The sequence below is a fragment of the Halomonas sp. SH5A2 genome (assembly GCF_014263395.1).
In the GTDB taxonomy this organism is placed as follows: Bacteria; Pseudomonadota; Gammaproteobacteria; order Pseudomonadales; family Halomonadaceae; genus Vreelandella.
In genome coordinates, this window is sequence record NZ_CP058321.1 from 2953717 (window position 1) to 2979256 (window position 25540).

At 52.9% G+C, this 25540-nt stretch carries 25 protein-coding genes; 8 read left to right on the forward strand and 17 right to left on the reverse strand.

Annotated elements, in window-relative coordinates:
- Positions 1 to 116 precede the first annotated feature (116 nt).
- Positions 117 to 890 carry a YiiX/YebB-like N1pC/P60 family cysteine hydrolase gene (locus HXW73_RS13745; protein ID WP_186253627.1) on the reverse strand — a complete coding sequence of 258 codons (774 nt, stop codon included), beginning with the start codon at positions 888 to 890 and terminating at the stop codon, positions 117 to 119.
- A gap of 215 nt (positions 891 to 1105) precedes the next feature.
- On the opposite strand from HXW73_RS13745, the gene HXW73_RS13750 reads away from it, so the two are divergent.
- From HXW73_RS13750 to HXW73_RS13785, 8 genes are all read left to right on the forward strand, one after another.
- Positions 1106 to 1663 (forward strand): carboxymuconolactone decarboxylase family protein, encoded by a 558-nt coding sequence (locus HXW73_RS13750; protein ID WP_186253628.1) that lies wholly within the window; start codon positions 1106 to 1108, stop codon positions 1661 to 1663.
- A gap of 59 nt (positions 1664 to 1722) precedes the next feature.
- Positions 1723 to 2031: an EthD family reductase gene (locus HXW73_RS13755; RefSeq protein ID WP_186253629.1), complete on the forward strand. Its 309-nt coding sequence runs from the start codon at positions 1723 to 1725 to the stop codon at positions 2029 to 2031.
- 55 nt (positions 2032 to 2086) lie between these two features.
- Positions 2087 to 2653 carry a sigma-70 family RNA polymerase sigma factor gene (locus HXW73_RS13760; protein ID WP_240538640.1) on the forward strand — a complete coding sequence of 189 codons (567 nt, stop codon included), beginning with the start codon at positions 2087 to 2089 and terminating at the stop codon, positions 2651 to 2653.
- On the forward strand, positions 2654 to 3121 hold the full coding sequence (locus HXW73_RS13765; RefSeq protein WP_186253630.1) for a hypothetical protein: 468 nt from the start codon (positions 2654 to 2656) through the stop codon (positions 3119 to 3121). It begins immediately after the preceding gene.
- A 230-nt stretch (positions 3122 to 3351) separates the two neighbouring features.
- A complete protein-coding gene (locus HXW73_RS13770; protein WP_186253631.1) occupies positions 3352 to 3783 on the forward strand; it encodes a DoxX family protein in 432 nt (143 codons plus the stop codon).
- Positions 3784 to 3819: 36 nt separating this feature from the next.
- On the forward strand, positions 3820 to 4164 hold the full coding sequence (locus HXW73_RS13775; protein WP_186253632.1) for a hypothetical protein: 345 nt from the start codon (positions 3820 to 3822) through the stop codon (positions 4162 to 4164).
- Positions 4165 to 4228: 64 nt separating this feature from the next.
- Complete coding sequence (locus HXW73_RS13780; RefSeq protein WP_186253633.1) at positions 4229 to 4429, forward strand: zf-HC2 domain-containing protein; 201 nt, start codon at positions 4229 to 4231, stop codon at positions 4427 to 4429.
- A gap of 10 nt (positions 4430 to 4439) precedes the next feature.
- Positions 4440 to 5096 (forward strand): DUF3047 domain-containing protein, encoded by a 657-nt coding sequence (locus tag HXW73_RS13785; protein WP_186253634.1) that lies wholly within the window; start codon positions 4440 to 4442, stop codon positions 5094 to 5096.
- A gap of 113 nt (positions 5097 to 5209) precedes the next feature.
- Here HXW73_RS13785 and HXW73_RS13790 read toward each other — a convergent pair whose 3' ends face one another.
- The 16 genes from HXW73_RS13790 to HXW73_RS13865 form a co-directional block, all read right to left on the reverse strand.
- The gene (locus HXW73_RS13790) at positions 5210 to 5860 is read right to left on the reverse strand and encodes a peroxiredoxin (RefSeq protein WP_186253635.1); all 651 of its coding nucleotides are present in this window, start codon (positions 5858 to 5860) and stop codon (positions 5210 to 5212) included.
- A gap of 157 nt (positions 5861 to 6017) precedes the next feature.
- Positions 6018 to 7070, reverse strand: coding sequence for a CNNM domain-containing protein (locus HXW73_RS13795; protein WP_186253636.1), 1053 nt, complete (start codon positions 7068 to 7070; stop codon positions 6018 to 6020).
- 158 nt (positions 7071 to 7228) lie between these two features.
- Positions 7229 to 7909 (reverse strand): Fe2+-dependent dioxygenase, encoded by a 681-nt coding sequence (locus HXW73_RS13800; protein WP_186253637.1) that lies wholly within the window; start codon positions 7907 to 7909, stop codon positions 7229 to 7231.
- Positions 7910 to 7923: 14 nt separating this feature from the next.
- Entirely contained in the window at positions 7924 to 10266 is a 2343-nt protein-coding gene (locus HXW73_RS13805; RefSeq protein WP_222105009.1) for a TonB-dependent receptor, read from the reverse strand.
- 375 nt (positions 10267 to 10641) lie between these two features.
- A complete protein-coding gene (locus tag HXW73_RS13810; RefSeq protein WP_186253638.1) occupies positions 10642 to 11109 on the reverse strand; it encodes an S-ribosylhomocysteine lyase in 468 nt (155 codons plus the stop codon).
- A 52-nt stretch (positions 11110 to 11161) separates the two neighbouring features.
- Positions 11162 to 11509 (reverse strand): putative quinol monooxygenase, encoded by a 348-nt coding sequence (locus HXW73_RS13815; RefSeq protein ID WP_186253639.1) that lies wholly within the window; start codon positions 11507 to 11509, stop codon positions 11162 to 11164.
- A 132-nt stretch (positions 11510 to 11641) separates the two neighbouring features.
- Entirely contained in the window at positions 11642 to 12319 is a 678-nt protein-coding gene (locus HXW73_RS13820; RefSeq protein ID WP_186253640.1) for a haloacid dehalogenase type II, read from the reverse strand.
- A 116-nt stretch (positions 12320 to 12435) separates the two neighbouring features.
- On the reverse strand, positions 12436 to 13869 hold the full coding sequence (locus HXW73_RS13825) for an aminotransferase (RefSeq protein WP_186253641.1): 1434 nt from the start codon (positions 13867 to 13869) through the stop codon (positions 12436 to 12438).
- Between the two features lie 71 nt (positions 13870 to 13940).
- The gene (locus tag HXW73_RS13830) at positions 13941 to 15437 is read right to left on the reverse strand and encodes an NAD-dependent succinate-semialdehyde dehydrogenase (RefSeq protein ID WP_186253642.1); all 1497 of its coding nucleotides are present in this window, start codon (positions 15435 to 15437) and stop codon (positions 13941 to 13943) included.
- A 264-nt stretch (positions 15438 to 15701) separates the two neighbouring features.
- Positions 15702 to 16532, reverse strand: coding sequence for a universal stress protein (locus tag HXW73_RS13835; RefSeq protein ID WP_186253643.1), 831 nt, complete (start codon positions 16530 to 16532; stop codon positions 15702 to 15704).
- A gap of 21 nt (positions 16533 to 16553) precedes the next feature.
- The gene (locus HXW73_RS13840; protein ID WP_186253644.1) at positions 16554 to 17870 is read right to left on the reverse strand and encodes an MFS transporter; all 1317 of its coding nucleotides are present in this window, start codon (positions 17868 to 17870) and stop codon (positions 16554 to 16556) included.
- A gap of 469 nt (positions 17871 to 18339) precedes the next feature.
- Positions 18340 to 21117, reverse strand: coding sequence for an aminotransferase class I/II-fold pyridoxal phosphate-dependent enzyme (locus HXW73_RS13845; RefSeq protein ID WP_186253645.1), 2778 nt, complete (start codon positions 21115 to 21117; stop codon positions 18340 to 18342).
- A gap of 61 nt (positions 21118 to 21178) precedes the next feature.
- Positions 21179 to 22204: a C45 family autoproteolytic acyltransferase/hydolase gene (locus HXW73_RS13850; protein ID WP_240538641.1), complete on the reverse strand. Its 1026-nt coding sequence runs from the start codon at positions 22202 to 22204 to the stop codon at positions 21179 to 21181.
- Positions 22205 to 22218: 14 nt separating this feature from the next.
- The gene (locus HXW73_RS13855) at positions 22219 to 23691 is read right to left on the reverse strand and encodes a biotin carboxylase (RefSeq protein ID WP_186253647.1); all 1473 of its coding nucleotides are present in this window, start codon (positions 23689 to 23691) and stop codon (positions 22219 to 22221) included.
- A 188-nt stretch (positions 23692 to 23879) separates the two neighbouring features.
- Complete coding sequence (locus HXW73_RS13860; RefSeq protein WP_186253648.1) at positions 23880 to 24758, reverse strand: carbon-nitrogen hydrolase family protein; 879 nt, start codon at positions 24756 to 24758, stop codon at positions 23880 to 23882.
- A gap of 307 nt (positions 24759 to 25065) precedes the next feature.
- Complete coding sequence (locus HXW73_RS13865) at positions 25066 to 25536, reverse strand: Lrp/AsnC family transcriptional regulator (protein ID WP_186253649.1); 471 nt, start codon at positions 25534 to 25536, stop codon at positions 25066 to 25068.
- Positions 25537 to 25540: the final 4 nt, after the last annotated feature.

Below are 25540 nucleotides of genomic sequence, written 5' to 3' on the forward strand. Positions count from 1 at the left end.
GAATTACATTGTTCTGTGGCGTAGAGTGGATAAACATTACATTTTTTATAAAAAAAAATCTGCCTCATTATAAATAGGCAGATATAAATAGGACCTTAACGGCTCCCTGAAGCAAGCTATAAAGATACCGAATTGCTCGATGCTTGCCATTGCAACTGGTGCGGATCAAACCCCTTCGCCAAACGCGGTTTGATAATGTCGAAATAGGGTGACAAGTCAAAATCGCGCGGGGTAAACAGCGAATAATGACGTTGTTTCATTAGTTGATAGCTGTTGGCCGCCTGTGCTTTTGACGGCGGCTCATTTTGCTCAATGGGTAATATGGGATAAGACACCGACTGAAATGCCTGGGCAATCAGCGTAGAGCAGATCGCCCGAGTAGGGTCACCGCTACCCATTGTCAAAAAACGTTTTCGGAAGCGCTGAGGAACCGGCGGTAACGGAAAGAAATAACGCGCCAGATCAACAATATTGTGTAAGTCATAGCGCTGGCCAAGACGTTGGCCAACAAACGCCAATAACGCTGTTATTTCGTTCTCACTCAGACCGATCGGTCGGCATATGCGCAAATGACATCCCTTGAACTCACTCAGCCCAACCAGGCGAACGCCATCCGCAACATCAGCCTCGATAAAACATTCACCCCGCTTAGCGCCAAAAAGTGCGGCTTGCTCATCTCCTACGTATAGCGCCGCATGCGACCACGAAGATTGCGTTAGATATTTGATAACCACACTCAGTCGCGATGAACCTTCTACGAGCAAAACATCGCCTGGCTGCAAGAACGACGCAATATGCTCATCGCTCGGTCCAGAACTGGGCTGATCATGGCGAGGACATGACAGCCAGCAACTCATCATATAACCCATGCGATGTAGCATTGCTTTCATCTCGGTTTCTCCGAGCCATGTATCGACATATATTGGTGGTTATTCAGGCAAAATCTTTACAGTTTTTTCTCCGACGTTCTCACGCGCTTAACACCAACCTCCATGTCAGGATTTTGTGCTGTCCTGTTGTCATTTTTGAACCGATTGTTCCATAATCATTGGGCAACAGTGCAGATGACTGCATTTAACGTTTTCTAAATCAGAAGGAGGTAGAAATGGCTGATTTTCCGTTACACACCGCTGAAAGCGCACCCGAGGCAGCACAGGCAAATCTTCAGGCAGCTGAAAAGAAGATGGGCTTTCTGCCTAATATCTTTGCCAAAATGGCGGAAGCTCCGACACTGTTAGAAGCCTACATGACACTGGACGGCATTTATGCCAAAACCAGCTTGAGCCCCGTAGAGCAACAAGCTGCCTTGCTTGCGATTAGTGCCGACAATCACTGCGCCTTCTGCGTGGCAGCGCATACCGGCGGTATTAAACAAGCCGGTGCCGATGACGAAATCGTCAAGGACTTACGTGATCGCAAAGCGCCTAACGACGCCAAGCTGGCCGCGGTCGCGCGTTTTGCTCGCCACTTGAACGAACAGCGTGGTTGGGCTGAGCAAACCGAGCTGGATGCCTTCCTTGAAGCAGGTTTCACACAGCAACAGGTACTTGAACTCGTTATTGCCTGCGCGCTTAAAACGCTTTCAAACTATACCAACCATGTTGCTGGAACCCCCCTTAACGAAGAGCTCAAGCCGCTCGCCTGGGAAGTTCCAGCGTCATAATTTGGTTTATATCGGTGGCCGCTTTTGCGGCCACTGTTTTGTTTTACTTGGAGATCATTATGATTGATGTCATGGTTGCTTACCCAAATACTGACACACTCTTTTTTGATGATGCGTATTACCTTGAAAAGCACTCGCCGCTAGTCAATTCCCTACTTGGTGAACACGGGCTTCGCTACCTTCGTGTCCATCGGTGTATCGACCCACAGGCGCCTTACCACCTTGTAGCTCACCTGGGGTTTGAGTCTGTTCAGCGCTTTGAGTCGGCCTTTGCAAAGGTTGGCGACCAGTTACTTGGTGATATCGCCAATTTCACCAACGTAGAACCTGTTTTACAGGTCAACGAAGTCGTCGATACACCAGCCTAGGCTACAATTAATAAAAGGCTGCCCTTGTCATCAGACATTGCCATTGAGGACTATCGTGATCACCGCCACGCGCTCTCCCGATGAACACATTGCGATGCTACGACCAAAGCTTATCGCTTTCGCCCGCCTGCAACTGCGGGATAGTGTTGCAGCTGAAGATATAGTGCAGGACACGCTGGTCACTGCGCTGGAAAAACACGACACCTTCGCCGGACGGTCTGCTTTTGAGACGTGGGTATTTGGCATATTAAAAAATAAGCTTTTGGAAAGGCTTCGTCAGCAACGTCGCTATGTTACATGGCAAGACGATGACCAGAATGATGAAGACGCACTAGAAAGCCTGTTTCAAGACAACGGGCGCTGGCAGGCGTCTAACCGACCAAAACCCTGGGGAGACCCTGATCAGGTGCTCGAAAACACGACATTCTGGAAAGTGCTGGATGCCTGCCTCATCTCATTGCCGGAGAACACGGCCCGCGTCTTCACGATGCGCGAGCTCATGGAGCTCTCCACACCGGAAATATGCCAGATTCTGGACATAACAGAGACCAATTGCTGGGTCATCCTCCATCGCGCACGGTTGAAGTTACGCGACTGTATTGAGAAAGGTTGGTTAACGTAAATGAAAAAGCATACCAAAGCATCTTCGCAGAAAAACAAACCATCGATTTATTCTGCTAAAAAACTGAAAAAACTCCTCAAAAATACGCTCATCTTGCTGGCATTCCTGACCGTCCCTACAACATGGCTCATCGTCAACAACTATACGGCACAAGCAGAATCAGACCTTAGCATCATAGGCAGCGGCACCCCAGTCGCCGTCCAGGTACATGACCAGAGCTGCCCTCTTTGCCAGCGATTAAAAGCCAACGCAGAAGAGGCTTTGGGCCAAATGGAGACGCCTCCAGCTTGGCGCATAGCGGATATCAACACCAGTGGAGGCGCTGAATTCGCCGCTCAGCATGCCGTCGGCCACGTGACGATTTTACTGTTTGATACCCAGGGTAATCACGTAGAGACGATAGAAGGTGTGACGAATACTGACTCGCTACGTGATTCATTTGAAAAACTAGTGGCCTCACGTCGCTAACCGTTCTCAATGGATCGCTACTCGGCAGCTGTTTGACGCTTTCAAGTGCAGTCATCCTCTCAGAGGCTGCATCTTCCCTCTAAAAAACCCAAACTCAGCTGTAAAGTTTTCCGTGTTGCGACCACAAACCCCGTACAGATAGAAGTTGGTTGAGCAGCACTGAGATCAATAAAGGTATCTCTGAAACGACTGCTTGCGCCGATAGCGCATTAATCCGGGGAGACACGCTTATGAAAAACGACACCACTACACCTTCTGCCGATGCTTTTCCTGTAGAACGCCATGCCCATTGGTTATTGCGGCTGGGCCTTGCAAGCGTCTTTGTTTACATGGGCATCGATAAATTCATGGGTTCAGGCGTCGCTGAGTTTTCCGCCATGATGAATCTACCGGTCATTCTTGGCTTCCTGGTCGCTTTGGGTGAGATTGGCACCGGCTTGCTTGTCATCCTGGGTGGGCTGATAAAGAATCGCTTAGGCGACGCCATTACCCGGCTGGGAGCGCTTGGCATGGTTCCCATCCTGCTCGGTGCCATCTTCATGGTGCACTGGGGGCAGTGGCACTTCATGTCCACCGCTTCACACCCTTTGGGAGGCATGATGTTTCAGATGACGTTGGCGATGGTGGCAATCTATTTGCTAGCCAAAGGTAATAAAGCTTAACAACTAATAAACCGATACCTTTGCGAAGGAGGCTTTATGTCAGACGATAAACGACAAACGTTACTGGATAGCCTGACGAAAGGGTTCGCCTATGCTGTCCCCGTTCTGGCCCTGGTCGCCGGCGGATCAGCACTGCATGCCGTCTACTCTGACGTCACTACGGAAACAGGCTATTACATGATGGCAGAGGCCGAAGGGGAAGCCGAAGGTGAGGCCGAAGGGGAAGCCGAAGGTGAGGCCGAAGGGGAAGCTGAAGGTGAGGTCGAAGGGGAAGCCGAAGGGGAAGCCGAAGGTGAGGCCGAAGGGGAAGCTGAAGGTGAGGTCGAAGGGGAAGCCGAAGGGGAAGCCGAAGGTGAGGCCGAAGGGGAAGCTGCTTCATAGATGACAAACGCACCCGAACCTATGCACTTATATCGTACTAGCTTTGCTAGCTGAGGAGTTCCCTATGCTGATGTGCCGCGAAGCCACGCGCTTGATGTCGCTTAAGCAAGACAGAGCGCTTACCTTCCGGGAAAGAACAGCGCTACGCTTTCACCTTTCCATGTGTGGTGCTTGCCGTGCCTGCGCACGTCAGTTTGACCTGCTGCACGCCATTGGTGAGCGCCATCCTGCCGCATTAAAAACGCCGTCGACATCCGATGACTAGGAGTTACCCTATGCGCCCACTACAAAGCGTTGTGGTTATCGTTGGCTCACTGATGTTCAGCAGCGCGGCAATGGCGGATATCTTGTTGACGCCCAACCAGATCATGACTTGGCCAACCCGCAGTTTTGACGGCGAGACCCACTACGAGATTGTCGAAAAAGACGGCGCCAAGGTACTTCAGGCCCAGTCACAGGGCCAGGCGTCGGCACGCTACCTGGAACGCGAAATCGATCTTGATGAAACGCCCTACCTGCACTGGTGCTGGCAGGTGGATTCCACCTACCCAGGGCTCAATGAGACCACCAAGGCAGGCGACGACTACCCGGCTCGCGTCTACGTGGCGCGCAAAACGGGGCTGCTCCCCTGGCAAGTACAGTCCGTCAACTATGTATGGTCGTCCACGCAAGACCCTGGCAGCACCTGGACCAACGCCTTTACCGACCGTGCCGAACTGATGGCACTGCAAGGAGGCTCATCCAGAGTGGGCGAATGGGTCGCCGAAGTGCGCGATGTCCGCGCTGATTTTTCCGCCTTGTTCGATGACTCGGTCACGACCATCGACGGCGTCGCCTTGATGAGCGATGGCGACAACTCAGGCAATGACGCCACCGCCTGGTTTAGCCAGCTCGGCTTTTCCGCAAGCGAAGAACCCCCTACCTGCCCTTAGATGTTGAGCACAACGCCGCAAGCAATCTTGGTAAGCCCAATAAAAAACGCCACCGCATATTGCGGTGGCGCTTAACCGGGCTTAACAGGTCAATAATGGTGTTAATGCCACCATTAGCGTAGCGGCGTTTTACGCAGATACGGCAGAACCGTCTCGTAATCGCCAAATTTTTGCTTGGCGTCTTCGTCTGACACGCTGGGCGGGATAATCACATCCTGCCCTACTGTCCAGTCTGCCGGTGTCGCCACGCCGTGCTTGGCGGTGGCTTGCAAGGCATCCAGAGCACGCAGGATTTCACCGAAATTGCGGCCTACGGTCATCGGATAAGTCATGGATAACTTGAGCTGCTTGTCCGGCCCGATGATAAAAACTGAACGCACCGTGGCGCTATCGGCAGGCGTGCGGCCATCCGGCAGGTAGGCATCTTCCGGCAACATGTCGTAGAGCTTGGATACGGTCAGGCCGTCATCGGCAATGATTGGGAAATCCACATCGCTGCCGCTCACGGTTTTAATGTCATCACCCCAGCGCTTGTGATCTTCCACGCCGTCTACCGAGACGCCAATGACCTTGGTACCGCGTTTCTTCCACTCATCGCTTAGCGTGGCAACGGCACCGAACTCAGTGGTGCAAACGGGCGTAAAGTCTTTGGGATGAGAAAACAGGATCGCCCAGCTATCGCCAATCCAATCGTGGAAGCGAATGGGCCCCTGGCTGGTTTCGGCTTCAAAATCGGGAACCACTGCATTGATGCGTAGTGACATTTTTTCCTCCTGTGGGTCAAAAAACCCTAATGCTTTATGCGTCTTTCAGTCCCACCACTATAGAACATAAAGTGCTAAGCAAGCCAATCAAAACCGACTTATCGTGATAAAAAACGATGACTCCCGCACAACGCCTTGTGGCAATGGGCAAACAACCCTAGCGACGATGCGAATCAGCCGACTTTTCAGTGTTTTTGGCTTCTCGTTTGACTCGCTTCAGCCATACTTGCTTGGCGTAGCTACGCAGGTTATCGACGTCGTCGGTCTCGTCGACGATATCCTGGCCAAGAATCGTTTCGATGATGTCTTCAAGGGTAATCAGGCCAACGAAGGTGCCATGCTCGTCGTAGATGACCCGCATATGCAATCGGTCATTAAGCATTGACGCAAATACCTGCTCCACATTACTCGAGACATCCACACTGGCAATCGGATGCATCATGTCTTTCATGATGCTGTGCTCATCCGCATGATACATATCAGCTTTATGCACATAACCAAAGGCCTGCTCGCCGTTATCCATCACCGGAAAACGAGTGAACGGGGTATGGCTATAAGCTTCCTCAAACTCTCCCACCGTCAGATGCGGTAGCACTGTCTGACAGACGGTACGCGGCGTCATTGCCTTGCCTACCTGAATGTCGTGCAGATTGAGCATATTGACGATGGTGCGCGTTTCGTCAGCATCCAGCACTTTTTCTTCCAGACCCACCCGGGCAAGCACCTTGATTTCATCGCGCAGGTCGACATCGTGCTCAGACTTGCCTAGGCGACGGGTAATCTGCTCCGACATCCAGATAAACGGCAGCAAAATGATGATCATCGGCTTGAGGAGACGCGGCAATAGCGGCGATAGGCCCCGCCAGTAAGTCGCCCCAATCGTTTTGGGGATAATTTCCGAAAGCACCAGAATCAGCATGGTCATCACCGCCGACACAATGGCGATAGAGGCTTCACCAAATACCACGGCGGCCTGCGCGCCAACGGCGGTGGCCCCTACCGTATGGGCAATGGTATTGAGGGTCAGGATGGCCGCGAGCGGGCGATCGATATTGTCTTTTAACTGTGTCAGCGACGCATGAAGCTTGGGATTATCTTCTTTCTGTTTGGCGATATAGCTTGGCGTAATGGATAGCAACGCCGCCTCAAGAATGGAACACAGAAAGGAAAAACCGATGGAGAAAGCAGCAATCGTGATCAGAAGGACCATGCAAGGCTCATGTAAGGAATGGTGAGAGTGTTATAGGGGCATGGACCGCCATAATCAACGGGCAGTTCAAGAAAGAATCTTTGCTACTGGCTAAATCAAAAAAACCGGTGCGTTAACACCGGCCAAACGATCACAGTAAACTTAATAAACACCCGCCACTAACACTCAGACCACATTCGTACCAAGTTGTTATATGTACCGGTGAGTTGCACCAATTCTGGGTGGTCTTCACCCTGAGAGCCGCGTAGGCGACGCAGTGTATTGTCCATTTCAAACAATAGACGGCGTTGTTCGGTATCGCGAATCAGGCTTTGCATGAACATGTAGCAACCTAACCGCTCACCTTTCGTCACTGGCGTCACTTCATGCAGCGAACCAGATGGATACGCCACCAAGCTACCGGCCGCTAATTTCACCGTTTGCTCACCAAACGTATCGGTGATTTTCAGCTCGCCGCCTTCATACTCTTCAGGGTCAGATAAAAACAGCGTTGCCGACACATCGGTGCGCAGGTAGCTGCCGTCCGGCAGCGCGCGCAAGGTGCTATCGATGTGCTTGCCGTAATGGCTATCCTCGGTAGTGTAACGATTGAAATTTGGCGGAATGATTTTAAACGGCATTACCGCACTCATGATCTCGGGTGTGCGATTAAGCGCGCGCATTACTTGCATGCGCAAATCACGCAGCACGTCCGAATTTTCAGGTATTTGTAAGTTCTTTTTCACCTGCTTGGCCTGAGGGCCAGCGCTAATGCCGCGGGCCCATTCAGCGCCATGGAGCTGGCGGCGCATGGCCGCCAGTTCTTCCGGTGTCAGAACGTTGTCAAAACTGACAATCATAAATCGCTCTCTGATTAAAAGTCGTAACGCAGGCTTGCGATCACATGACGCCCTGGCCCCGGGATGCCCTGAGCCCCACCTTCTGCCACTTGCGAAATGTACTCTTCATCGGCCAGATTAAAGGCATTGACGCGCAGCTGAAGGTCTTGCGTGAAGCGATACGTGGTAGACGCATGGAAGACCGTATAGCTGTCAATGTTGACCTGGCGACGGCGTGCGCCTGGCTCGGAGGTCACGTTGTTGACTTGGTCGGCCACATATTCCAATCCCCCGCCGATGGTCCACTCGGGCAACACGTCGTAAGTCGTCCAAAGATTAAAGGTGTGTTCTGGCGTACCCCCTAAGCTCGAGCCTTCTTCCCATGGGTTGTTGGAGCTGCGCACCTCAGAGTCCATAAAGGTATAGCTGGTGTAAAGGTCCCAAACGGGCGTCAAGCTGCCCATCGCACCAATTTCAAAACCTTCTACACGCTGCTCGCCATCCAGCACATCAAGCATATCGCCACCGCCTTGAGCCGGTGTACGTGCGTTGGTTTTGTCGGTACGGAACAAAGCGGCACTGACAAGCAGGTTATCGGCGAGGTTCCATTTTGTACCTACTTCGTAGGCAACCGTCTTCTCAGGGTCGGTATCGAAAGCGGCTTCATCGATAATATCTTCGCGCCCGCCTCCCTCAGCACTGCCGCCACCGGCCAACTGTACCAGACCACGATCAAAAGTACCGGTAACGTCAAACGCAGTGCCTACTGAGGCGTAAATAGACCCATTTTGCGTTGGCTTGAAGACCAGTCCCAGGTTACCGCTCCACTCGCTATCAGTACGAGTAGATGGCCCAATGGGGTCGTCATAGCCATAATCGGTCGCTGTGGACTCAACGTGATCCCAACGTACCCCACCGTGCAGATCCCACTTCGGGTTCAGCGCTATGGTATCCAGCGCGTAAAGACCAAGCTGTTCGGATTCCAAACGGTGGCGCGAACCGTCATAAGGCGCACTAGGCCGCGTCCGCGATGCCGGGTTATACAGGTCCGTTGCCGGCCCTTTGACATCCGGACGGCGCTTGTTTTCGATATCCACATAGCCAAGCTCTGCGCCGACAACCAGATCATGCGTCAGCGCGCCGGTTTCAAACGAGGTAATCAAGTCTGTTTGGTTAAAGAACGAGAGGTCTTCCTGATCGCGGGGTTTCAAGTCGCCACGTACCTGCGCCTGGGAAAAATCGCCGCTGCCCCACGCCGCTTCTGGAATAATCAAACGCGGTGATGAGGTGATCGAATCGTTGTGTACCCGGCTAGCGCGGAACTGGTTACGCAATGCAACCTGATCGCTAAAGCGGTGTTCTACCGCCACGCCCAACTGGTCAACGTCGATGTCCTGGTAGTCGTCTTTATGCCCGTAGAAGTTGCTGTAATCGATACCCGGCGGCAGCTTGCCCGTGTAATAGCCATCAGGAGCGCGCTGACCACCAGGTGTCCGCTCTCCATTGTTCTCGGTCAGCTCAGCGGTATCGCCACTGAAACCTGCACGATCAAACGGCAGGCCTTTATCTTCCAGGTTGTTCTGGCGGGTGTGCAGGAAGTCGACTTCTACTTGAGTGTCGCTTTCCAGGCCCCATACATAAGCCGCATAAAAACCATGGCGTTCCTGGTTGGTCTCATCACGTCCCGGCACATCTTGCGTATGATTCATCACATTCAGACGCAGTGCACTGTTGTCATCAATTCGGCGATTAAAGTCGCCGGTCACACGAAACAGTGCATCTGTGCCGACTGAGGTTTCAACGCGATTACGGTCTTCCATAAGCGGTTTTTTGGTCACGAAGTTAATCGTACCACCGGCAGAGCCACGCCCTGAGAAGGCCGAGTTGGGACCTTTAATCACTTCAATCTGGTCAACGTAGAAGGGGTCACGGAAGTAGTTGCCAAGGTCGCGTGAACCGTTGACGTTGATATCGTCACGCGCGTTGAAGCCGCGAATTTTCAATTGATCGCCGCCAGGTGGGTTACCCTCGCCCGCCTGTAGGCTGATACCTGACACGTTACGCAATGCATCGCGTAATTCCGTCACGTTCTGGTCTTCTAGTAGGTCATTGGTAAGTACCGTCACAATACGGGGCGTCTCTTGTACGCTGCGCTGATATTTCACGCTATCCATGAAGGTACCGCGATAGCCTGTAACGGTAACAGCCTCTAACTCTGCAGCGGGAGCGTCGCTAGACTGCGCATGGGCATTAAAGCTAGCGGCCGCCAGCATGCAAACGCTTGCGGCCATGACGGTGCGACCCAGCGATGGCGTATTGGTTGTAGGCGTTAGGGATTCAAGCGCACTTGCCAGCGCTTTTTTCTTGGAAGTTGCCATTGTGTTTTTCCCTTGAGGAAGGTTTATCAAAGCGTTATGAGCCGCCCGAAAACGAATGCACCTCTTAGTGTTTCGCAAATGCGAATGAGGTGTTCTTTTATCCGCAACAGTACATCAAGGGAATTGATTCGTAAATGAAAACTTTTAACAGTTGAAAATAGAAACAAAAAAATAGCTGACTAACAATATTATTGCTGTTTTTACTAATTAATAATTAATTTAATTAGTGATTAACGCTGAATGGGTCAGGCGCTACATTATCATCAAGGGAATCTGACGCTTGACCAAGCCTGCTTTTTCTTTATCAAGTTCCGAAAACTAAAACGCCTCCACAAGGGAGGCGTTTGATTGACAGCTTGTGTTTCCATTTACCGCTTAGGCAAACACTTCCGTCCACTCGCTGCGCTTGCCCAACAAGGCTTTGGCAAGTTCCTGAGCACCTTCAAGGCTGTGGCTCGCTGCCCAGCCGCACTGCATTTCATTGCAGGCAGGTACTTCGGTGGCTTCCAGCACATCGTTTAGAGTTTTCTCAACGATGGATACCACTTCATCGTAGTCATCGTGGTTGATCATCGCGATGTAGAAGCCGGTTTGGCAGCCCATGGGGCTGATATCCACCACTTTATCGGTGTGGTTACGCGACTTCTCGGCTAGCAGGTGCTCCAGCGAGTGCAGCGCCGGCATGTCCATATGGCCTTTATTGGGCTGGCAAATGCGCAGGTCGTATTTATGAATACGATCACCGTTTTCGCCTTCTTTGATGTCGGCTAAACGGATGTAGGGGGCTTTCACCTTGGTATGGTCCAGGTTAAAGCTTTCGACGTTCATTTTTTGCTCGGCCATGTTGGCTCCTCTCCGTTTGCGTATTGACTAAACCTTATTGTACACCTTTACGCTACACTTTTGGCGCGTCGAAGTTCCAAGGCTCGTCGGTGTAAACGCAAACGTTGGCATCTTCAATATCGCCATCGGGCGCTTCAACGTGCTGGGCAAAGAAATCCTGGATTTCCTTGCGCTGACAGTGCGCCTCAAACTCTTCGCGGCTGGCCCAGATTTCGTGAAAAACAATTGGGTAACTGGTGCCCTGAGCAAAGGGATTATCGATCTGTCGCGTCACGGTGTAGTGGATGCAGGCATCTTCACGATGTGTATTGGGTTCTAACGCCTGCAGCGCTTTAAACACCGCTTCTTCTTTACCGGGCTTGGGCTTGAAGCCCGCAACACAATAGATTTTCTCTGACATGCTTATATCCTAGGTCATTAAACGCCTGCCTATTATGCGCTTGGTCACGCCACCTGGACAATGTGACTTTGCCAATTTACTGTGCGGCGCTCTCTGCTACGTCAAACACACCGCACAGTGCCTGCTTATCCATTACTTGAGCAGACGGGCAGCCAGGGTTTCCAGATCGGTGACCGTCATATCAGGCTCGATTCCCCAAGGGTCGAAGGGCGCATCAGAGCTGCGGCGTACCCAGGCACTACGTAAGCCCGCATAGGTCGCCCCGATGACGTCGAAGGGGTTGCTGGAAATCAGCCAGGTATTTTCAGGGCGGGTTTCCAAACGGGTACGTAAAAACGCATAAACCGCCGGGTCGGGCTTGAAGCGTTTGATGTCGTCAACGCTGACAACGTCATCCATATGCTGGTCCACGCCCGCGCGTTTCAGCAGCGCCGACACGGCGTCGGCCGTACCATTGGAAAACGCCACACAACGCATACCGGCATCGCGAAGCTGGTCAAGCGCGGGTACAACATCAGGAAAGGCGGGCAACTCGGCATAAACCGCCATCAGGTGATCATAGTCGTTGTCGGAGAGGCCCGTTTGCAAGGCACGGTCGGTGAATACCAACGCTTCCCGGGTGCACTCCACGAACGGCACATAAGCACCCATCAACCCGTGGCGAAAGCTGTATTCCAACTGCTTGTCGCGCCAACGGCGGGCAAATTCGGCCGCCTTATCTGGCTCGGGCAAACGTCTTTCAAGCTCCGCCTTAACCCCTTGGGTATCAATCAGCGTGCCGTATACATCGAAGGCTAATACGGGCTGCATGGAAACTCCTTAGATTGACGAGTTGTGGCGTGTATTTAGCATAGTCGACGCGGTGAAAAACAAAAACGCCGCTGCATCTGATCAGGCAGCGGCGTTTTTTGCTATCGCCCTATGAATCAGACCGTAAACGCGGCTTCTTTTTCACCGGTTTTCAGGTCGCCTGCACGCACCAGCTCATCGGTAACACGGTCGATGGCGCGCTTGGCGCGGTCGATCATGTCGTCCACCTCTTGGCGGTTGATGGTCAACGGCGGTGCGAAGCCGAGAATATCGCCCTGGGGCATGGCACGGGCAATCAGGTTCTCTTCCATGGCGGCAGCTGCCACACGCGGACCGACTTTCAGCGCCGGATCAAAATGCAGGCGCTGCTTGGCATCCGGCGAGAACTCAAGTGCGGCCATCAGACCCACGCCGCGTATATCGCCCAGCAACGGATGGCCCTCAAAGGTCGCCTTGAGCTGTTGCTGGAAGTAGGCACCGGTTTCAGCAGCGTTACCCACCAGGTTTTCACGCTCGATGATTGCCAGGTTGGCAAGCCCGGCCGCACAGCCCAGCGCATGGCCGGAGTAGGTCCAGCCGTGGCCAATGGGGCCATACTCGCCGGTGCCCTGCTCTAATACCTGCCATACTTTTTCACCGACAATCACGCCGGAGAGCGGCTGATAGGCGCTGGTAAGGCCTTTGGCAATGGTCACCAGATCAGGCTTCATGTTGTAGTGGTGGCTGCCGAAATCGGAGCCGGTACGGCCGAAGCCACACACCACTTCGTCGGCAATCAGCAGCACGTCGTACTTGGCCAGTACCGCTTGAATCGCGTCCCAGTAGCCTTCTGGTGGTGGCACGATACCACCGGTGCCCAGTACCGGTTCACCGATAAACGCTGCCACTGTATCCGGTCCTTCTTCGAGAATCATCGCTTCCAGTTTGTCGGCGCAAAAAGCCGAAAACTCGAGCTCGGTCATACCGTGCTGTTCGGCGGCGCGTAGGTAGTAGTGCGGCGCTTCGGTATGGCGAATCGTTTCAATCGGCAAGTCGAAATGGTCGTGGAACGCTTTCAGGCCGGTCAGCGAGCCGGAGGCGATACCCGAGCCGTGATAACCGCGCATCCGCGAGATGACCTTTTTCTTCTGCGGACGGCCCAGCACATTGTTGTAATAACGCACAATTTTCAGCTGGGTTTCGTTAGCGTCCGAGCCGGACATGCCGTAGTAAACCTTGGACATGTTCATACCGGCGATTTTCAGAATCTGCTCGGAAAGCTCAATCTGCGGCTCGTTGGAGTGACCCACGTAGGTATGGTAATAAGAGAGCTCCATGGCCTGCTTGTAGATCGCCTCGGCCACTTCGGTGCGGCCATAGCCGATATTGACGCAGTAAAGCCCCGCAAAGCCGTCGATAAACTCGCGACCATCTTTATCCACGATGTTGATACCTTGACCGCCGGTGATCACACGGCCCGGCGCATCGCCGTGGGCGAAATCGCGCAGGTGGGTAGATGCGTGGAAGGTGACATTGCGATCACGTTCGATCAGATCCTGGTGCAAGCTCATAGCGTTCTCTCTATACGGTAAACCTCCCCGGCCTGCGGGGAGGGTGTTTAAAATTATTTGGGGCTTGGCAGCTAGCTACCTGATACGGAACCCAGAGCGCCAAGACAGTAATACTTGGTTTCGAGATACTCATCGATACCCGTGGCACCGCCTTCACGGCCAAGGCCGGACTGTTTCACGCCGCCAAACGGCACCGGAGGACCGGTCATCTTCACCGAGTTGACGCTGACCATGCCGTATTCCAGGGCGCGCATCAGTTTCCAGATGCGGCGTATATCGTGGGTATAGATATACGCGGCCAGACCGTATTCGGTGTCGTTGGCCATCTCGATCGCTTCGTCATCATCGCGGTAGGCGGTAATACCGGCGACCGGGGCGAAGTTTTCTTCACGCCATACTTTCATCTGTGGCGTGACGCCGGTCAGCATCACCGGCATGAAGAAATTTTCGCCAGGGGCCTGGCTCTGATCACCCGCCACCATGGTGGCGCCGCGAGAGACCGCGTCATCAACGATCGAGGCGGCTTTTTCCACTGCCTGACGGTGAATCAAGGGACCCAGATCGATTTCGCTTTGCAGGCCATTGCCCACGGTGAGTGCTGACATGCGCTCGGCAAACTGCTCGACGAACTCATCGTGGATGGATTCATGCACCAGGATGCGGTTCGCAGCGAGGCAATCCTGCCCGGCAGTCTGGAATTTGGCCGCTACCGCGGCATAGGCGGCTTCTTTGGGGTCCATATCCGGGCCGACAATAAAGGGCGCGTTACCGCCAAGCTCCAACGAGAGCCGCTTCACGGTATTAGCGCTCTGCTCGATCAGGATGCGGCCGACACGGGTGGAACCGGTAAACGACAGCGCCCGAATGCGCGGCTCGGCACACAGAATCTTGGACACTTCGGGCGGGTCGCCCAGTACCACGTTGAAAATGCCTTCTGGAATGCCCGCACGCTCAGCCAATTCGGCCAGCGCCAGCGCTGAAAACGGGGTTTCGTTGGCCGGTTTGATAATCACCGGGCAGCCCGCTGCCAGTGCCGCTGCGGCTTTGCGGGTAATCATCGCCAGCGGGAAGTTCCACGGCGTAATCATTGCCGATATGCCCACCGGCTCCTTGATGGTACCCAGTGAGGCGTTGGGAATCGGGCTGGGAATGGTCTCACCATAGGTACGCTTGCCTTCTTCGGCAAACCAGCGCACAAAGCTCGCACCATACTGAACTTCGCCGCGTGAGTCCGGCAGTGGTTTGCCCTGCTCCAGCGTCATGATGGTGGCTAGGTCTTCGCGGTTGGCTTGAATCAAATCGTACCACGCCAGCAATTTCTCGCAGCGTTCATCGGCGCGCAACGCCCGCCACTGAACAAAGGCTTCTTCAGCGGCGTCAACCGCGGCGGTAATCTGTTCAGCTTCCAGCAGCGGAATATGGCCAATGGCTTCACCGGTTGCCGGATCAATCACGGCTTCTTCGCGACCGCCTTCACCATGGGTCCACTTACCGTTCACGTAGGCATACTGGCGGAACAGGCGCGGATCTTCCAGGCGCTTGGCAAGCGTGGTCGATAGTGTGGTCATGGAAACCTCCCCTGGTTGACGCAAAGCGTGGGCGACAACCGTTGCACATTAAAAATGACGGCCTGAGCCGTCGTGTTTCGATGTGTCTAGCCTAGGGGAAATAGCGCACGAAGTGTTTTTGAAAACCAAAGGTTATCGCACGACTTTTTTTGTCAGCATGCGTTTGGGAGTAATTTTTTTTGGTGCCACACCATTGTTGCCCAAAAAGACCCGCACAGTACCCATCAGATAGCTGCGCGGGATTAGAAAATCAAAAGAAAACGATTAGCGTAAAATCAACATGGCGCATTGCGATTTGAGAAGCACATTTGTAGTGGTGCTGCCGACCAACCACTGCCGCAACCGCGTATGTCCATAAGCCCCCATGGCTAGCAACCCTATATCACGCGATTGAATATGCTCAATCAATGCGTCACTGATATTGCCATCATTTTTAAGCAAGAATGATTCAGCGGGAATATCATTTTCTTGCAAGAGATCAACGGCCCACTGCATCTGTTCCTTATGCTCATCAGTATGGCCGCCTACCATCACAACATCACAGGCGATGCCCGAAAACAGTGGGCTCTCAGCAATCAGTCTTACCCCTTTTACGGTATTGACCCTGCCATCAAACGCCAACATGATGCGTTTAGGTACTTCAAAAGCCTCTTGAACGACCAAAAGAGGCCGATGCACAACTCTGATCGTTTTTTCCAAGTGGCTGCCAAGGTGACTCTTGAGAGAGCTATTACCGTTTTTCCCCACAATGACCAACCGGATTTCATCGTCAAGATCATCCAGCGCATCAACCAACTCCCCTTCTTCAATACGCTGAGAAGCGGGTTGAACATCATAACCTTTAAGCCGTTCAGTGGCTCTTGCCATTATCTCCTTGGCATACTCATGCTTCAATTCAGATCGCTGTGAATCAAGGGTTTCCATTTTATCCCTCAACTCGCTATTTTGCGGCACTTCTTCATTGGCATCATTTTTCTCAATCACATTCAGTAACGTCAACGGCGTTGCCAGCCGCTTACTGGTCCAGGCTGCTACATCGCAAACGGAAGATGTAGTCGCTGAGCCATCAACACAAGCTATAATATGTTTTGTCATCGTCATTACCTCAACATTAAATTAATTATTAGAATTATAAGGTTGGTTGTTACCTGAGTTGTAACGATCTAATTTCTTTAAAATATCAAGTTGCTCTCTATTATCTTGCATCTGTTGTGTCTGGATATCTTCAACCTGTTGAGACAGCATATCGACACGTTCCTGTAGCTCAACGTTCGCTTTCTTCACTTCAATCAATGCATGGTTGGAGCTACTGCGAGCCAGCCATTTTTTAACACCAGTGAAGTGCAGCATGCGTTCAGCCAATAGCAGGATAGCCACAAATACCAGCGCCAATGCCATCACCACATAGGAAAAATAAACGCTACCATCACCAAACCAACGGGAAATCTCACCCAAGGAAAGCGGGGAAATAAACTGACCAAGATAAATACTGCTAACCAACACGGCTGTTGCCATTGAGCGGCCCGTGCCAGAGGTAATCTTCGTCGCGCTATCAAAAATGACGGGCACGGTACTGCCGTAGCCAAAACCGAGTATCAAAACCCCCAACCCCAAAAACACGATGTACTGGTTTAAGAAGGCAATCATCGAGAAACCGATGGCCATATAGACCACTTGCAAGGGCACGAAAAACGTTTTTAATACCCGACGGAAAAAAGCAACAGACATACCGCCAAAAAAGCCGCCTACCGAGCATATTGCTATGATGATGCCGTTGACGACGGTATTAGTGATGTCCAGCTCGCTCAGAAAGAGCGCCATGTTTGAAGGGATACCAAAAAAGACCACAAAGGTCAGAATCATATAGATAGCGAGCAGAAAAACACGGCCATCAAAGCTGCTTGCCTCTTCTTCGTTTCCATTACCCTGTGCCTGGGGAGCCTTTTTAGGCAGGAAGAAAAACACCATAAACAGTGCAAGGAACGCGATGCCATAGGCGAGAAAAGAATAGCGCCAGCTTAGCAGAGCCAATATCCCGGAAACCACGATAGCAATGATGCCACCCAGGTTAGTCGCAGCACTTTGCAAACCCAGTGTTTTCGTTCTTTCTTCCCCATCATAATAGTCAGAGATAAGCGTTATCGACAAAGGGATCATCAAGCCAATAGCGATACCCAATATTACACGAGTTATCAGCATGAACTCGATACTGGGAGACAAAAAGCCGCCTATACCGCCGACAAGATACATGACAAGAGAAACCATCAGTATCGACTTTTTAGCATATCTCTTTGTCAAATATCCCGACACGAAAGAAAAGGGAACAACTAACCCTGCGTGCAAGGATGTCAAAAGGTTAATTTCAAAGTTACTTGCTTCGGGAAAAGCAATCTTTATCATGGCAATCGCTGGCGCAATCATGGCGCCTGCCATCACCGTTATCAAGGATACCGAAAGTATCGAGAGTTTTAATATCACTTAGGGCTTCTCCGTTTATCAATCAAAAAAACCACTTTTCAGCAGTTTAATAAGTAAAGATAAGCAAAGATAAGACCCGGAAGGTTTCAGGGGAGTATCTGTACCATACTAACGCCAGACTCACTACGATAGAGCCAGCATTGCACCAGCTTTAAAGGAATCGTAATGTTTCAACCCGATCATGATACAATTTTTGCTATCAAAGAGCAATCGCTCAGCCGTCAGACTGACTTGTCAATCATCGTCGGCTAACCCACTTACTGTCTAGTTAGTCATAATGGAACTGGCGAAACAGCCACAAATCTTCCAGCCGCTCGACGGCCTTAGTCGTAGCTTGACGATGCATCTAACCCTAGAGAGATAGCCAACAAAGTGGTCGTGAAAGGGCCAGATAATGCTGGCCCTTTTTGGGCAACTACCTTTCTCAACCTTCTGCCGGGTTAAGCAGCGCCTCCTCGGTAAAGACCACCAGCCCCAACTCCGGGCGGTAGCCATGGATCTCGGTCACATCCAACGCTTGGAGAAAGTCGAGAATTTCCTCACTGATGACCTGCCCGGGCACTAATACCGGAAAGCCCGGCGGATACGGGATCACGAAACTTGCCGATACCACGTCTCGCCCTTCACGCATCTGGGCCTGTAATTTGCCGTTATCGAAACGTAGATACTCCGTATTTTCCTCGTCGTAGGCGAGGAAGTAGGCGGTGCGAATATCGCCCTGGGGTGTATCAGCATTGGGGCGGAATGCATCATGAAAGCGGCTAAAATCCGGCAACGGAGGCAGGTCATGATTCAGGGAGTGCACCTGATTTTCGATAATCTTGCGCTCGGGGCGGCTGCTGTCTTCCAAGCGGTACTCGAATTCCTTGGCCAGCTTCATCAGCACATCCAGCAGGTAAGCAATCGATCCGCGTGTCGTGCCGATATTGGTCATGAAAAGCACGGTATTGCGTGATGTCTTGTTGATCTGAATACCGTACTTATTCATCAGATATTCGTTCTTGAAGGTATCGCCATCAACGCCCGTATTGCCGATGGCGATGGTCACACGGGAAGGGTCAACCACAAACTCATCGCGCGCCCAGGCCTCCTCCATTTTGTTCCAACCGGTTATCGGATCGTAATAGGACTCGACACCCGACTCACGGTAAGCCGCAGGCACCATGTCGCTGTTCTTCAGTACGCGGAAATATTTTTGCAGTAACGGGTGCGTATAGAGCTGTTCGCGAAGCGACAGCGCCGTTTCAACCTGGGCATGCACCAGCTCGAAACCTTCCATTTCGGCCTGCATTCGCCCGACATCCAGCGACGCCACAATTTGGTAATTGGGTGAGGTCGAGGTATGGGTCATGTAGGCCTCGTGGAAAGAGGCTTCCACTTTCTGGCGAAAGTCCTGATCCCAGACGTGAATCATCGAGCCTTGCCGCAAGGAAGTCAGGGTTTTGTGCGTCGAGTGGGTGGCATAGGCACGAATGCGAACCTCCTCTGGGTCGGGCATCAGCCGCTGGTCGAGCCAGGTGGCATCATCTTCAGGATCGAGCTTGTCGAACTCAGCTTTCCAGGCCGCATATTCTTCGCGATAGCTTTCGCTACGATAACGATAGCGCAAGGTTCTTGCCGCGTTCATCGCGGTTCGCGGCCGATAAGTGGGGTTGAAGCCAGCGAAAGCGAACCAGGCTTCGTCCCAGAGAAAGATCAGGTCCGGTTTGATCGCCAGACACTCTTCCATTACGCGGCGCACGTTATATACGATGCCGTCGAAGGTGCAGTTGGTCAGCAATAGCATCTTAACCTTATGCAACTGGCCAGCGCGCTTGTAGGTAAGCAGTGTCTTCTTGATATCACGCAGGGGTACCGCGCCGTACATGGAATAGTCATCGAGTGGATAGGAGTCCAGATAACTGACATGCGCCCCGGCCAATACCATGCCGTAATGGTGGGACTTGTGGCAGTCACGGTCGATGAGCACGATGTCCCGCGGTTTGACGAGGGCTTGCACGACGATCTTGTTGGCGGTTGAGGTGCCGTTGGTGACAAAGAAACTGCGACGCGCTCCAAAGGCCCGGGCGGCATACTCTTGCGCCTTTTTAATCGGCCCGAAGGGTTGTAGCAGAGAGTCGAGCCCCCCGGATGTCGCCGACGTTTCAGCCAGAAATATATTGATGCCATAGAAGTCGATCATGTGTCCCGCCCAATGGGAACGGGTCACCGACTTACCCCTGGAAATGGGCATGGCGTGAAACACCCCAGTGGGTTTTTTGCTGTATTCACGCAAGGCATCAAAGAAGGGAGTGCGGTAACGGTTATCGATCGCGCGCAGGATGGTGTGGTGCTGCTCGATATAATCCGTTTCACGGTAGAAGATACGGTTGAAATATTGAATGTCCTGGCTCGCCGTCGCCTCGACATCGCCGCTGGTAACCAGAAACTGATCAATCTCCGGACGCAATTCATGGATCATCGAGCTCAGCAGGATACTGCGCTCGGCTTCTGTCTGGTGTTCCAGCTGCTTTTCCGACAGGCCTTCCAAATAATTACGTAACGCACTGAGGTTGTATTTTGACTTGTAGGGAAACTCGTAGCGGATCAGGCAGGCCTGGATATTGGGATTGACCAGGACGGCAATCAACGCATCCTCAAAGCTCTTTACCGTCACTACGTCATAGACAAAACGATCCTCGGGGCGACGCATATTGTGAAACGCTTCACGCACCACCTCCTCTTCCTGATTAGAGAGGTTGTCGACGACCAATAGCTCGAAATAAGGCTGTGCCGAACTGTTGGAAGCCGGGTGTCCGCGACGCAGCTGATTGAGCGCATCGAGCGCCTCCATGTCCTCGGCCCCGGCATCTGTCTCGGAGAGATCGACATGGCGACGGCGATAGGATTCGCTGATCAACGCCCTCACCAAGCGTTTTACCACCTTGTCCAGCAGCGCGTACTCGCCTCGGTTGAAGAGCGTCCACAGATGGCGAAAATCTTCCTTGGAGGGGAAGGCGTGATAATCCTCAATGATTTCCAGGCGAGTCAGCTTTACGTCGATGGCCTTGATCAGATTCTTGGCGCGGCTCTCATCGTCAAGCCGCGTCAGAATACCCAGGTCACGTTTAAGTGCATTCCAGGTATCGGCACGCAGTTGGGAGATTTTGTGATAAAAACCCAAGGCGGTGTAGGACGTTTCGGTAGAATTACTCTCTGGCATGACGACACCCATCCTTTGTCGGTATTTATCTAGAAACGCATTAACGACGGCGACGAGTCAATCAGCTGTATAGCCCTCGTGAGCCGTAACGCACTATTATTTGTTCTTCACGAAATTTATCGAAACTCAAATCCAGCACCCTGCCGGGCCAACGAAACTCAACAAGCCCTTCCTTGGGGTAATACACCGATGTGTACACCGTTCCAAGGCCGCGTTGGTAGTCGTGGCGAAACAATGGAGGCGCAGAAAAAGCCGAGATCAGACGCTCGTTCGTGGTCGCGTCATCATCCACCAGAATCGAAAGCTGACGCTCGCGAATCAGCGTTTCCGAGGCCAGCGCATGGGCATACCATTCGATTTTCTTTTGATGGTTGGTGGCAACCGCGACGCGCCGGATATTGGCACGGCGGTCTGGCGCAATCATCGCCGTGACATAGCGCCCACTGGCGTCCGTCACGGTAATGTTGTAAGCCATATGCGTGGGCACACGCTCAAGTACGGCCGCCGCTTCGGGCACCGTATCGCAGAACTCAAGAATGTAGCGCAGAATGATCGGAGCGCCGAAGCCATCCCCCACCACCTTGCGCCCACCGAATGCCAGGGAAACGGCAAGCCCCGAATCGTTCATCCCATCCAGCACGCCCCACAGGCAGTCCGACATGGCAATGACACGACGCTGATTCCAACGGGTGTAGAGAATCGTGCCCTCGCACAGTTCCGGCGGATAATCATAGTTGCGCGCCAGCACGGTGGAAGACGGCCTTGCCAGCACCGCCTGGGAGCAACCCGTGATATAGGGCGGTGGCCGGTACAGACTGAGTAGCCGCGACGCCAGATCACCGCCACCGTTCAGCGCGCATAAGGTGCGATAGGTATCCAGCAACTCCGGCATGTAATGGCGCAGAGCGTTGAAGCACTCCAAATAGGAGGGCCGTTCACGTTCACCTTCGGACAGGTACCAGGGTTCATAAGCAGGCCAGTGGTAATCAAACAACGATTGCCACTTGGGCCCCGCCTGCTCTTCATGAACGGTGCGAAACGTCAATGCTTTGTCCAGCTCAATCCCTGGCGCACGGCCCGCGGACAAATTGCCGTCCATACTCACAGAATTTTGAAGTTACCACCGCCAATCGCATGGCTGACGGCAACTCCCTCCACCACAGGATCTTGCAGCGCTTGGCCCGCATATTCACCGCGAATGGCTTCGATCCAGGCCTTCGCCCGCTCATTAAGATTGAAATCGTCGTCCATCAAGCGACCACGAGTAATCAGAATGCCAAGATCAGCGCCTTCGTAGCGGAAATCACCGGCTCCGCTAATGCGCATAAAGAAGGCTTCCTGCTCATTTTCAGCGGCGTGCGGATGGTAGCTGTAGTGGTCATAGTTGATACTGCCGTCGTCGCTCATACGCCATACACCCGTTTTGGGGGCCTGGGTAAGCAGATCCACGCTCTCGTCGGTGTGCTTGATCACCAACTGGCTCCAGCTATCGACGCTTTCGGGATGCGCCCAGCGCTCGTTGATATCATCGATATCAAGGTCGAAGTCGAGGTCTGAAAACTCCAGCAAGTGGAAAAGAAACAGCGGGATATCAGAGTGGGCGAACGCCGCCACGTTGGTCAGCGAACTGGCGCCGGTGACCCGCGGATTGAGCTCGCCCAGGTAGACGTCGTCGGTATCCATGTCGATCAGGAAGTCGAGTTCGAAATAACCGCGATACCCTTCTTCGCGAAGTGCCTCACCGAATTGGAAGGTGTAATCACGCGCTTTGTCGCGCACTTCTTCGGTAAAGGCGCCAGAGAACATCTCGTTGCCGCACCAGCCACCCTTGTAGGGCGTTAGTGTCTTGAACCCGACAAGCTCTGTCATCAAGGGGCCGACGACGGTGCCGCAGCGCGTGGCGCAGGCTTCAATTGCCGAGCCACGGCAATTGATCCGCTTCATTATCTTGACTTCGGGCTCGGCCTCAATCTCTTCGGCGTGCTTGTAATAGTCTTCTTCATTGGCAATAAAGAAAGTGGTATGCCCCGAGTCGCCAAACGCAGTCTGCACCACCAGATCACTGCCGAGCTCCTTGCTGACCTCACAAAGCTCCTGATAGCTGCCGACTTTCGCCAATACGTTGGGCACACTTGGCACACCCGCTTTATTACCGATGCGCACCGTCTCGATCTTGTTATCCATGCGTTGGCGTAACGTCGCTGGGGGGAAGGCAATCTTGAGCCCCAGTTGCTTGCAGATCTCTTCGGTATGCTCATCAAACATCAGGAAAGCGGCAGTACCGGCCTTATCCCCGGTAGATCGCGACTGAAGAAAATCGATCACTTCCTTGTGTTCAAGCAGGTAGTTGTTGATGTCTTCAATGCCTTCAAAGTCGCGCGGGAATTTTTCCTTGGGCACAAAAACGTTTCGCTGCTGACCCTCGAAACAGTCTATGTAGTTGATATGGCGAAAATTACTCACCCAGTCGCCAATCCCCAATAGATTGAAGTTAGTCGCCGAAATGAAGTAAATCGGTTCCTGATTATTGCGAAAGTGACGACGAACATCGGCAATGGATGTGATCTTGCTCATGGTTGATGCTCCCTGGGTGGCGGAAGGAGTGCGCGTGTTATCAGGCGTCGCCTGCAAGGACGACGGGGCGCTTGACGGTTCAATAGAATCGCTAGCGGCCTTATTGTTCTGCGCGGGGCGCAATAGCCGGCGCATTAGATCCAACAGAAATTTCATCGATGGTCTCCTTGTGTCGGCCATTGCCGGGATTAATGTTCCGGGGGCGTCTCAAGATCAGCGCGCACAGGCTTGACCAGCGGCCCTAAGGTATCCAGAAAAGGTGAAGAGCCGCCCTCGTTGGCGTAGAGGGAGAAGTTCACTTTGCGGTCGCGGAAGCTCTTGAGCGGCTGGCCAAGTCCATGCAGGCCTCTCTCGCGTTCGCGTCTCACCCGGTTCAGATCGATCTCGATGGGTATCACTTGCTCACCCGCCCCTGCCTGATGAATGACGTCACCAGAAGGCCCAACCACAATCGAGCGGCCATTACCCAAGGCGCCAGCACCGTTGATATCGAAGAAATAACACTGGTTGAGCCCCGCGTTGGTGCGGGCGATGGAAAGTTCCAGATCCCGATCAATGGTATCGGTCATGGTGGGATGCAAAATGACCTCGGCGCCCATGGCGGCCAACGTGCGGGTCGTTTCCGGGAACCACATGTCATAGCAAATCGATATCCCAAAGCGCCCCACATTGGGAACGTCAAAAACGACAAATTCGCTGCCGCTTTCCACACCGGCCTCAAAGGGACGAAACGGGAACATTTTGCGGTAACGCGCCACCACCTGACCCATGGGGTTAATAACCACGGAGGTGTTGTAAATGTGCTCGCCGACCTGCTCAAACATGGAGCCTGGTATCAACCAGATGCGGTGTTGCAAAGCCAGTTGGCAAAACATTGCCTCGGTATCACTGGGTAATGGTTGTGCATGATGGGGGGAAGCACCCATCGGCATTAATTCACTGAACAGCACCATCTGAACCTGAGGGAAACGGGTCATCAGTGCGTCAACTCGGTGACGCATGGCTTCGGTGTTATCGCCGTGGTGCAGGGCATGCATTTGGACACCAGCAATGGTGAAGTAAGACATTGGGTTCTCTCTGCGTTAGGCGAACGGGTTGTTTGAGCTTGGTTTGATGATATCGCTCAATGACTCAGATGCGTATATTACATTAGGCGAATGAATGAATGTTACTTACCGCATAGTAATCCAACGAAACGCTGAATTGGCGTTGACCACGGGCCTAGCAATATCAATATTTCAATTTTTTAGCGCACTGTCACGATAAGCTTACCGGATCGAAGCTCGTGTGAGGACTAAAAGAGTTGACGAACACAAGGAAGGTCGCTTGCGTCTCGCATCAGCACCCGTTATGCACGGCTGATGCGGAGGCTAGCTAAACGTCAATATCGATGCCGATAGGCTCCCGCTTGACGGTCTTGGTCACGATATAGGTAAAGTAACGTTCGATACCCGCATCCGAGACCAGCCACTTGTCCATCAGGCGCTGGTAGCTATCGATGGTGCGCGCTTCGAACTTGACCAGGTAATCAACCCCGCCCCCGACCGCTACGCACTCGGTGACTTCCGGGGTTTGCATTACAAGGTCTTCAAAGCGGGTAAAGCTTTCGGCATTGTGCTGCTTCAGCTCGATTTGTACCCAGACCGGATTACGCGGCACCAGCACGTCGGTGTCAATCCGCGCACTGTAGCCTTGGATGACCCCGGCATTTTCCAGGCGTTTTACCCGCTCCCAGCAAGGGCTAACCGAGAGGTTGATCGCTTCGGCCAGCTTCGACTTGGTGATCCGCCCATCGCGGGAGAGGATATCGAGAATTTTCAGATCGTAACGGTCAAGTTTCATCACGGTG

Excerpts from the sequence above, each read along its gene's own strand:
- HXW73_RS13745 (WP_186253627.1), bottom strand. The coding sequence starts at position 890 with ATGAAAGCAATGCTACATCGCATGGGTTATATGATGAGTTGCTGGCTG.
- HXW73_RS13750 (WP_186253628.1), top strand. The coding sequence starts at position 1,106 with ATGGCTGATTTTCCGTTACACACCGCTGAAAGCGCACCCGAGGCAGCA.
- HXW73_RS13755 (WP_186253629.1), top strand. The coding sequence starts at position 1,723 with ATGATTGATGTCATGGTTGCTTACCCAAATACTGACACACTCTTTTTT.
- HXW73_RS13765 (WP_186253630.1), top strand. The coding sequence starts at position 2,654 with ATGAAAAAGCATACCAAAGCATCTTCGCAGAAAAACAAACCATCGATT.
- HXW73_RS13770 (WP_186253631.1), top strand. The coding sequence starts at position 3,352 with ATGAAAAACGACACCACTACACCTTCTGCCGATGCTTTTCCTGTAGAA.
- HXW73_RS13775 (WP_186253632.1), top strand. The coding sequence starts at position 3,820 with ATGTCAGACGATAAACGACAAACGTTACTGGATAGCCTGACGAAAGGG.
- HXW73_RS13780 (WP_186253633.1), top strand. The coding sequence starts at position 4,229 with ATGCTGATGTGCCGCGAAGCCACGCGCTTGATGTCGCTTAAGCAAGAC.
- HXW73_RS13785 (WP_186253634.1), top strand. The coding sequence starts at position 4,440 with ATGCGCCCACTACAAAGCGTTGTGGTTATCGTTGGCTCACTGATGTTC.
- HXW73_RS13790 (WP_186253635.1), bottom strand. The coding sequence starts at position 5,860 with ATGTCACTACGCATCAATGCAGTGGTTCCCGATTTTGAAGCCGAAACC.
- HXW73_RS13795 (WP_186253636.1), bottom strand. The coding sequence starts at position 7,070 with ATGGTCCTTCTGATCACGATTGCTGCTTTCTCCATCGGTTTTTCCTTT.
- HXW73_RS13800 (WP_186253637.1), bottom strand. The coding sequence starts at position 7,909 with ATGATTGTCAGTTTTGACAACGTTCTGACACCGGAAGAACTGGCGGCC.
- HXW73_RS13805 (WP_222105009.1), bottom strand. The coding sequence starts at position 10,266 with ATGGCAACTTCCAAGAAAAAAGCGCTGGCAAGTGCGCTTGAATCCCTA.
- HXW73_RS13810 (WP_186253638.1), bottom strand. The coding sequence starts at position 11,109 with ATGGCCGAGCAAAAAATGAACGTCGAAAGCTTTAACCTGGACCATACC.
- HXW73_RS13815 (WP_186253639.1), bottom strand. The coding sequence starts at position 11,509 with ATGTCAGAGAAAATCTATTGTGTTGCGGGCTTCAAGCCCAAGCCCGGT.
- HXW73_RS13820 (WP_186253640.1), bottom strand. The coding sequence starts at position 12,319 with ATGCAGCCCGTATTAGCCTTCGATGTATACGGCACGCTGATTGATACC.
- HXW73_RS13825 (WP_186253641.1), bottom strand. The coding sequence starts at position 13,869 with ATGAGCTTGCACCAGGATCTGATCGAACGTGATCGCAATGTCACCTTC.
- HXW73_RS13830 (WP_186253642.1), bottom strand. The coding sequence starts at position 15,437 with ATGACCACACTATCGACCACGCTTGCCAAGCGCCTGGAAGATCCGCGC.
- HXW73_RS13835 (WP_186253643.1), bottom strand. The coding sequence starts at position 16,532 with ATGACAAAACATATTATAGCTTGTGTTGATGGCTCAGCGACTACATCT.
- HXW73_RS13840 (WP_186253644.1), bottom strand. The coding sequence starts at position 17,870 with ATGGCAGGCGCCATGATTGCGCCAGCGATTGCCATGATAAAGATTGCT.
- HXW73_RS13845 (WP_186253645.1), bottom strand. The coding sequence starts at position 21,117 with ATGCCAGAGAGTAATTCTACCGAAACGTCCTACACCGCCTTGGGTTTT.
- HXW73_RS13855 (WP_186253647.1), bottom strand. The coding sequence starts at position 23,691 with ATGAGCAAGATCACATCCATTGCCGATGTTCGTCGTCACTTTCGCAAT.
- HXW73_RS13860 (WP_186253648.1), bottom strand. The coding sequence starts at position 24,758 with ATGTCTTACTTCACCATTGCTGGTGTCCAAATGCATGCCCTGCACCAC.